The organism is Hyphomonas atlantica corrig. (assembly GCF_000682715.1).
Classification (GTDB): domain Bacteria; phylum Pseudomonadota; class Alphaproteobacteria; order Caulobacterales; family Hyphomonadaceae; genus Hyphomonas; species Hyphomonas atlantica.
Window position 1 is genome coordinate 59,683 of record NZ_AWFH01000008.1, and the last position, 6,998, is coordinate 66,680.

Consider the following 6,998-nt stretch of genomic DNA (forward strand, 5'->3'; position numbering starts at 1 on the left):
GCACACGTGCCAAAACTGCTGACCACTCTCAAACGAACCGACTTCTCTATCTATCAAAGATCAATCAAAGGTACTTCATCGCACTATATTCCAGGTCTTGATGGACTGCGTGCCATTTCTGTGTTGCTCGTGGTGATCGCGCACGCTGGCTTTGCTCGATATGTACCCGGTGATCTTGGCGTAACAGTATTTTTCTTTATCAGTGGCTTCCTGATAACGAATTTGCTCATCAGCGAAATCGATGCGTCTCGTACAATCAATATTCAGCAATTTTATATACGCCGCTACCTGCGACTTTCGCCTGAACTCTACTTCTTCGTGCTTGTTTGTACCTTGGTGTCCTTCCAGTTCTATTCAGTCCCTTGGCTCGATACCCTGGGCTCTCTATTCTACTTTCAGAATTACGTGCGGATATTCTTCCCGACTGAAACTCCAGACACGCCCCTGACGTTCAGCCACCTTTGGTCACTTTCGGTGGAGGAACACTTTTACCTGATTATGCCGACATTCATCTGGATGTTTCGGCGGCGGCTGGATGTATTCTTCTGGGTGCTTGTTGCGCTTTGTATCATCGCGCCTGCCTATCGCTTGTTCGCATTTGAATACATCAATCCACAGCTCGAGTCTTATGCGAGCATATACACTGATCGTGCAACTGAAACCCGTTTTGACTCAATCATCTATGGTTGCCTGCTTGCTCTTTTCGCCCGCAAGGGAAAGTTGTTCGGTATACAACCCGCCCCAGTGACGCTGTTATTGTTACTGTGTTCGGCACTGGGAATCCTATTGTCTATACTGCTGCGTACAGATCTCTTTAAGCATGTCTGGAAGTTTACTGTGCAAGGTATCGCCCTCTTTGCTGGAACGTATGCCTTGTACACTGCGAAGGATATCGTTCGACCGATATTTCAGATACTCGAATCCAACTTGTTCAGGGTAACGGGTCGATTGTCCTACGGTATCTACCTTTGGCACCTCTTCCCAATATGGTTCATGCGACATGCGGAAGCGAACGGCACTTTTCCTGACCGAGATTGGCGTATCAACATCGCCATCGTCATCGGTTCCCTGATCTTTTCGTACGTAGCTGCGTACATTTCCGAGCAAGCATTGTTGCGTCCAATATCAAAACTGCGGCGTCGCTTTGGTTCTGCGGTCGCGAACTGACAGTCCACTGAATTAAAATCCTACCGTATTTGCACAGGACTTTCTTGCATGAAAGCCATTGTAGCCAAAGCGCTCAAGAACCGGATGCTCAAAAAGTTTGCAGGTGAAGCTGGCCTTATCCTTATGCTGCGAGTGTTCGCAGCCGGGATGAACTATGTCGGAGTGATCTGCCTTGCCCGCTGGTTGTCTTTAAGCGACTTTGGAATCTACGGTTCGATCATGAGCGCGGTAGGGTTCGGGGCTGTAGCAGTACAATTTGGATCGACGCTTACAGCCATTCGATACTTGGGAGAATACCAGGTTCATCAAGAACAAGGGAAAGCACTCGGCATCATTCGGTACTCGGAGCGCGGTGTACTTCTCATCGCATTGGTTACATCTACCGTGCTTGGAGGCGCCTGTGCGACTACCGCATGGTTGGGCTATTTTCCCACCGGATACGTATGGTTATTGGGATTGGCGGTGCTGCCCGCATTTGCGCTGACGGATGTACAAAGCGCAGTTATGCGAAGCTTCGACCAGATCCTCCCGGCTTTGCTTCCGAAGGATGTCATATGGCGAAGTTGCATTCCACTTTTTGCCTTCATGCTCTTTGTGTACTGCCCAGCGCACCTGAGGCTTCCCATCCTGCTCGTGCTGTCGGCTCTTTCACTCTCGGTGTTCGCTCTATGGCAACACTGGCATCTGCACTCTACACTCCCTGGCGCGATCAAATCGGCAACTCCTGACTACGACCAAAAATCCTGGTGGAGCACCAGCATTCCGATCTGGTTGTTGTTGATGTCTCGAATTTCGTTCAGAACACTTGACGTCGTTATCGTAGCACTCCTTCTGAACCCCGCCGCCGCAGGCATATACTTCGCCGCGTCTCGAACATCAGAACTCCTCGGCTTTGTACTTTCCTCTCTAAATCTGATCGTCGGTCCGAATATCTCAAAGCTGTATGCAGCAGACAAGAAAGCTGAACTCACACAGTATCTGGCAGTTTCATCGGTCGTAATTTTCACGCCTGCGCTCGTCATGTTCGCCGCCTGCGCACTGTTCCCTGAGCTTATTCTCTCAATATTTGGAAGCCAGTTCGAAGACGGTAAATGGGTTCTGATCGTCATGGCGTTTGGGCAGCTATTCAACGCCGCGACTGGAAGTGTCGGCGTTATGCTCAACATGACAGGACATGAAAAGATCAATGCAAGGATCATGATCACGACTGCGCCGTTTACAGCTGCCGCCATGTTTCTGTTTGCGTGGCAATTCGGAATGATTGGTGCAGCTATCGCAGCGGCGGGCGGTATCGTTACGTGGAACGTGCTGTTGTGGCGAGCTGCTCGAAAACACACCGAATACGATCCCTCAATCTGGGGCACAATTGTTTTTTCCAAACGAGGATTCAAATCATGAAGCGCATTTTTCTAGTTGGCTCCCCTCGATCCGGGACAACACTTTTACAAAGCATGATCGGGTGCTCTCCAGACATCGTAACCTTCAAGGAAAGTCACCTCTTTTCCAGAAGCTTTTCAGTCCGTCACACTGCGCTGCCTGCACATCGCTCTCCACTCGGAGAAGTTACACGCTTCTTTGAAGAAAACGAGATAGGAATCAACTGTCTCCCACCAGACCTTTCTGCTTCCGAACGACTAAGCCGTGAGGCCGTTGCTGCGTACTTTCTTGAAGCTCTAGACAACGCCGGAAGTTCGAGTGGAAAGTGTGCCTGGCTGGAGAAAACACCACGTCATCTGCTTTATACTGATCTGATCGAGAAAGCGGCCGCCCGTGAAGGAAAGGATGTACACTTCATTCATCTCATAAGAGACGGTGTGTCCGTGGCAGCTTCCATGTCCAATGCCTCTCAGCTATGGCAAAAGAAACACGATGCTGAAGCAGCGCTTAAGCGGTGGCAGAAAGAAATCGCAATTACTCGCAGCAAGTGCGGAAACCAGAACCACACGGTTGCTGTGTACGAAGACCTTCTGCATGAACCCACCACAACGATGACGAAACTTGCGAAAAGGCTGGGCCTTCGCCTGAGCCGCGAGGATCTGGCCCGTAGAAACGAAGTACTTGAAAGCATCGTTCGAGCTGATGAATCCTGGAAGCTCGATACGGCAGGCCAGCACGTCAAACCGCTCGATAGAACGTCAAAACACATTTCCGACGAGCAACGCGAACAGCTGCAGTCAGTCATAGACTACACTGATTACCACTACCTTTTGGAAGTTGCTCACTCCGCCATGGACGAGGTGATGGCGTGACCGATTCTCGACCAAATACTCAAGAGCAGTCGATCATGATGATAGCATGGCGTTCCGAATGCTATCGTTCGAATACGACAGCTGATCTATTCGGTGCAGACCTCAAGTTGATCTGGCCTGAAGTCGGCAACGGTCCGGTTGGAAAAGCGGTTCGATATGCTCTGTCTTTCTGGCTGACATTCTGGCTGGTTCTATTGAAACGCCCGAAATTCGCTATTGTCATGAACTTGCCCGCATTTGCACCAATGGCAGCGCAACTGGCAGCCCTTGTGAGCGGCACCGATATCATTCTTGACTTTCATTCCGGCGGAATCACAAGCAAGTTCTGGAGCAGGTTCACCCCTCTGTTCCGCTTTATTGCCAAGCGTGCTCCCTTCGTTATCTGCCATAACCGGGTCGACGGGGCGGTTATAGAGAAGTGGGGCGGAAAGCCATTCTATCTCACAGCGTTGCCAAGCAATTTCGATGGAACGGAGTATTTAGCCGCTCCGGGAAATCCAACCGTGTTGGTTATTTGTTCGTTTAAAGATGACGAGCCCATAGATGTTCTACTAGGTGCCATGAAGAGCAATCCAGACGTTTTGTTCCAGGTGACCGGAAACTACAGGAAAGCAGGACTTTCCTCTGCTGACATGCCACAAAATGTTGAGCTCTTAGGATTCGTACCATACGGCGACTACATTCAGAGAATGTGCGCCAGTTCTGCTATCATCACTGTTTCTGATCGGGACTACATCATGCAGGCGGCGGTGCATGAGGCTCTGAGCTTGGGTGTGCCCGTTATTACCAATAGATCGCAAACTATTGAAAGCGTTCTGGAAGACGCCGGGACCTACGCTGAAGTAGATATCGATAGCCTTGCCATCGCCGTCTCCACAGCCGTTTCGAATTCACAAAAACTGCGTGAACGCACCATTGCCCGAAAAGAATTCCTACGAAACGAACTTGCGCAAAACATGAAACAAGCTCTGTCCCTGCAGAGCTGATCCAAAAACCAAAGTATTCGTCGAACTAGGGCGGCAACCTATTTGGCAAGCCGCTGAGACCAGATGCGCGGGTCCCTAAACGGCCCCGAACCCTTCTTTGCGCGCAATCGCCATCGGCAACCGACACCCAAAAGTACTCCTCCCATGAGCGCTACGGCCCAGTCGCACTGGACGGTCGCGCCCTTTCGTCTCGCCACATCCATCCACTTTGTCTCAGGCAGGAAAACGATGCTTACCAACACACACACCGTCCGCCCTTTCATCCTTTGTGGTGGCTCCGGAACAAGGCTCTGGCCGCTCTCCACACGCGAAATGCCGAAGCAATTCCATGTACTGTCTGGTCGACACGCCATGATCTCGGAAACGGCAAGACGACTACCGAATAACATTAGTGGCACCCCGGTGGCGCCCGCCGTGGCCATTGCCGGAGCTCAATGGAGATCTCTGCTACGCCAACACCTTCCAGGCGCTGGTTTCCTACTGGAGCCCTTCGGGCGAAACTCTGCCCCCGCTGTTGCCGCGGCGGCTCTATCAGCTGATAGCGACGACCTAGTACTCATTCTGCCCGCTGATCATCATATCGGCGATATTCCTGCGTTCCATGAAGCTCTTTCCCGCGCCGTCGAAGCCGCAACAACCGGCGCACTCGTCACATTCGGACTACACCCCGAATATGCCGCGACCGGATATGGATACATTGAGCTGAACTCGACTGCTGACGCCGAACTTTCCGCTGCTCCAGTGTCCCGCTTCGTCGAAAAGCCGGACGAGCCGACGGCGAAAGCATTCCTGGATGGCGGGCGCCACCTCTGGAACGCCGGGATATTTCTCTTCAAGGCCAGCTCCATGATCGAAGCTCTGGAGATCCACGCGCCAGATATCCTGAACAGTGTACGAAATTCCCTTCCCACAACGGGCCCTCTTTCCATTGGGGAAGAACGCCTGTTCCAGCGCAAATCCTTTTCCGAAGCACCTTCCATAAGCATCGACTATGCCATCATGGAAAAGGCAGACAACGTCATGGTCGTACCGGTTGCCATGGACTGGACAGACTTGGGAGATTTCCGGGCGCTCCATGCCATTCGCGCCCCTTCAGGAGAAAGCCTCCTCAGTGGACCAACTGCAGAGACCGGTTGCCGGGGAAATCTGGTTTACTCCACCGGGCCTCGCGTCGCCGTCCACGATCTTGAAGGCATCGTTGTCGCCGCATCACCCTCAGGTGTTCTGGTCAGCCGACTGGACAGCGCCGCCGGCATTCGCGGCGCGGTTGAGGCCGCCAGCCGAACGACAGCGCCAAATTTCAACCCAGACCTAACCGCCCGCGCCAGAGCATTCATTCGAGACGCGATGTTGCCGTGTTGGGGCGAGTATGGGTGGGATGAAAAGAATGGGGGATTTGTAGAAGCGCTTGCTGGTGACCTTTGCCCACAAACGGCAAAGCCCAGACGCGGCAGAGTCGCGCCGAGGCAAGTCTTCACGTTCTCTACGGCCTTGAATATTGGGTGGGACAAGGATGGCATTGCAAGCCGCCTCGTCGATCAGGGCTTGAAATTCATTGATGGTCCCGCCCGGTCTCCAGAAGGTGGATGGTCGCACGTCCTTGCGCCGGACCAGACACCACTTGATACCCGCCGGGACCTGTATGATCACGCCTTTGTCGCGCTGGGCACCTCTCGTGCCTTCGATGCAACGGGGGACGACACAGCCGAAAGACTTGCGGTCGAAGCCTTTGAATTCATAGATACATATTTGCGGGACGATGGCCCCGGCTATACAAGCCCAGAGACCGCCGACGGCAAGAAATTGGCAAACCCGCACATGCATCTCCTGGAGGCCAGCCTTGTTTGGTATGAGGCCAGTGGAGACCCAATTGCTCGAGATCGGATCGATCTACTGTGCGGGCTGTTCGAATCACATATGTTCGACAATAGGACCGGCGCACTGGATGAAGTGTTCGAACAGGATTGGTCGATTGATCGCGCGGGAGAATGCGCTCCCATAGAACCGGGCCACTGCTATGAGTGGGCTTGGCTGCTGTCGGAAGTACAGCGGCTGACAGGGCGTGACACAGCAAGCTGGGCGCGCCGGCTTATTCTGTTTGCTGACCGGTTCGGACGGGACGAACAAGGATTTTCCTTTGACGGGGTGAGCCGTACGGGTGATCCTGTTCTGCCAACCAAACGACTTTGGCCGCAGCTGGAACGGTTCCGTGCGAGACTTCGCTTCCCTGAAACGGCCGCTCCCGGAGAAGCCGATCGCGAGCTGGAGCGCCTGTTCGCACTATACCTGATTGAGGGCACACCCAGCTGGTACGACCGTCTGGAGCCGGATTATGCCCCTTCTGGCACCCTGCTGCCGGCTAGTATGCCTTACCACTTCATGACAGCGCTCGGCGCGCTTTAAGACAAAGACTTCCACTCAAAATCTCTTACTATCGATAGCGGCACGACGGGCTTGCTTTGCTCGTTGATACTCACCTGCTCTGCTAGTCAGCAGGCGCTATCTTCTCATTCAGGAGCTCAACACATGAATGCCTCTAAGCCCCCAGATCGCACTGGCATCGGCACCCACCTCGACAGGCTGGAGGCTGAAAGTC

General features: G+C 53.1%; 5 protein-coding genes. All 5 read left to right on the forward strand.

The window, feature by feature from the left end; translation table 11 throughout:
- Positions 1 to 6 precede the first annotated feature (6 nt).
- A complete protein-coding gene (locus HY36_RS06555; RefSeq protein WP_035550164.1) occupies positions 7 to 1,167 on the forward strand; it encodes an acyltransferase family protein in 1,161 nt (386 codons plus the stop codon).
- A 48-nt stretch (positions 1,168 to 1,215) separates the two neighbouring features.
- On the forward strand, positions 1,216 to 2,565 hold the full coding sequence (locus tag HY36_RS06560; RefSeq protein WP_035550168.1) for a lipopolysaccharide biosynthesis protein: 1,350 nt from the start codon (positions 1,216 to 1,218) through the stop codon (positions 2,563 to 2,565).
- The gene (locus HY36_RS06565; RefSeq protein WP_035550170.1) at positions 2,562 to 3,416 is read left to right on the forward strand and encodes a sulfotransferase family protein; all 855 of its coding nucleotides are present in this window, start codon (positions 2,562 to 2,564) and stop codon (positions 3,414 to 3,416) included. Before HY36_RS06560 ends, HY36_RS06565 begins: the two co-directional genes overlap by 4 nt.
- Positions 3,413 to 4,402 (forward strand): glycosyltransferase, encoded by a 990-nt coding sequence (locus HY36_RS06570; RefSeq protein ID WP_155841757.1) that lies wholly within the window; start codon positions 3,413 to 3,415, stop codon positions 4,400 to 4,402. Before HY36_RS06565 ends, HY36_RS06570 begins: the two co-directional genes overlap by 4 nt.
- Positions 4,403 to 4,630: 228 nt before the next feature.
- On the forward strand, positions 4,631 to 6,805 hold the full coding sequence (locus HY36_RS17740) for an AGE family epimerase/isomerase (protein WP_276325151.1): 2,175 nt from the start codon (positions 4,631 to 4,633) through the stop codon (positions 6,803 to 6,805).
- The last annotated feature ends 193 nt before the right edge of the window (positions 6,806 to 6,998 follow it).

What these genes read in the sequence shown, in the direction of transcription:
- HY36_RS06560 (WP_035550168.1), top strand. Translation starts at nt 1,216, where the DNA reads ATGAAAGCCATTGTAGCCAAAGCGCTCAAGAACCGGATGCTCAAAAAG.
- HY36_RS06565 (WP_035550170.1), top strand. Translation starts at nt 2,562, where the DNA reads ATGAAGCGCATTTTTCTAGTTGGCTCCCCTCGATCCGGGACAACACTT.
- HY36_RS17740 (WP_276325151.1), top strand. Translation starts at nt 4,631, where the DNA reads ATGCTTACCAACACACACACCGTCCGCCCTTTCATCCTTTGTGGTGGC.